Source organism: Streptomyces sp. sk2.1, assembly GCF_008120935.1.
Classification (GTDB): domain Bacteria; phylum Actinomycetota; class Actinomycetes; order Streptomycetales; family Streptomycetaceae; genus Streptomyces.
This window is the reverse complement of record NZ_RDBO01000085.1, coordinates 1-1,122: the sequence shown is the minus strand read 5'-3', so window position 1 is coordinate 1,122 and position 1,122 is coordinate 1. Positions and strand designations below refer to the sequence as shown.

Sequence of the window (1,122 nt, the reverse complement as noted above, 5' to 3'; positions counted from 1 at the left end):
CCTTCACCGCCCCGCCGAGCCGGTCGAACAGCTGGGCCGCCCACTGGTAGCACACGTCCATCCGCTCGCCCCGGATGTGGAACAGCAGGTCCCCCGGGGTGGCGGGCGCGTGGTGCCCGACGCCACCCCGGAACCCGCCTCGGAGCCGCCCGCGGCCCAGCCCGTCGTCTCGCCGCTGACCGGCGCCGCCCTGATCCTGGTCGCCACGATCGAGCCCGGTGGGGAGAGCGCGGTGCGCGAGGTGCTGCCCGACCTGGCGGCCTTCGGCCGCTCCATCGGATTCCGGTTCCCCGGCACCGGGCTGGCCTGCGTGACCGGCTTCGGCTCCGACGCCTGGGACCGGCTGTTCTCCGGGCCCCGGCCGGCCCTGCTGCACCCGTTCCGGGAACTGCGCGGCGCCCGGCACCACGCGCCCGCCACCCCGGGGGACCTGCTGTTCCACATCCGGGGCGAGCGGATGGACGTGTGCTACCAGTGGGCGGCCCAGCTGTTCGACCGGCTCGGCGGGGCGGTGAAGGTGGTCGACGAGACCCAGGGGTTCCGCTACTTCGACCACCGGGACCTGCTCGGATTCGTCGACGGGACGGAGAACCCGGTGGGCGCGGACGCGCGGTCGGCGGCACTGATCGGCGCCGAGGACCCCGCGTTCACCGGCGGCAGCTACGTCGTCGTGCAGAAGTACGTCCACGACCTCAAGGCCTGGAACTCGCTGAGCACCGAGGCCCAGGAACGGGTCATCGGCCGCACGAAGGCCGATGACATCGAGTTTCCCGACGACCTCAAGCCCGCCGACTCGCACATCGCCCTCAACACGATCACCGACCCGGACGGCACGGAACGCGACATCCTGCGGGCCAACATGCCGTTCGGCAGCTTCGAGGACGGCACGTTCGGCACGTACTTCATCGGCTACGCCGCCGACCCGGGCGTGACCGAGCAGATGCTCCGCAACATGTTCCTCGGTGACCCGCCCGGCACCACGGCCTCGGGTGTCAGCATCCGGAAGGTGAACGACTGGTGGAAGTAGAGCCTGATACCGGTCGCGTCGTGGTCCTGGTAGCCGATGGAGAGGTCCTGGCCGAGGCACAGTTCGAAGTCGCCGCCACGGGTGGACAGCAGCAC

Annotated in this window: 1 protein-coding gene and 2 pseudogenes; 1 reads left to right on the top strand and 2 read right to left on the bottom strand. The window is 71.3% G+C overall.

Going from position 1 to position 1,122, the window contains the following annotated elements; translation table 11 throughout:
- Nucleotides 1–115 (bottom strand): annotated as a pseudogene (locus tag EAO76_RS46965) (Dyp-type peroxidase domain-containing protein); the annotation flags it as partial.
- On the opposite strand from EAO76_RS46965, the pseudogene EAO76_RS38835 reads away from it, so the two are divergent.
- Nucleotides 113–979: pseudogene (locus EAO76_RS38835) on the top strand (Dyp-type peroxidase); the annotation flags it as partial. The pseudogenes EAO76_RS46965 and EAO76_RS38835 sit on opposite strands and share 3 nt — an antisense overlap.
- Here the strand turns inward: EAO76_RS38835 and EAO76_RS46960 are convergent.
- Nucleotides 910–1,122: encapsulin (locus tag EAO76_RS46960; protein ID WP_262376132.1), on the bottom strand; the 213-nt coding region annotated here is incomplete at its 5' end. The pseudogene EAO76_RS38835 and the gene EAO76_RS46960 overlap by 70 nt on opposite strands.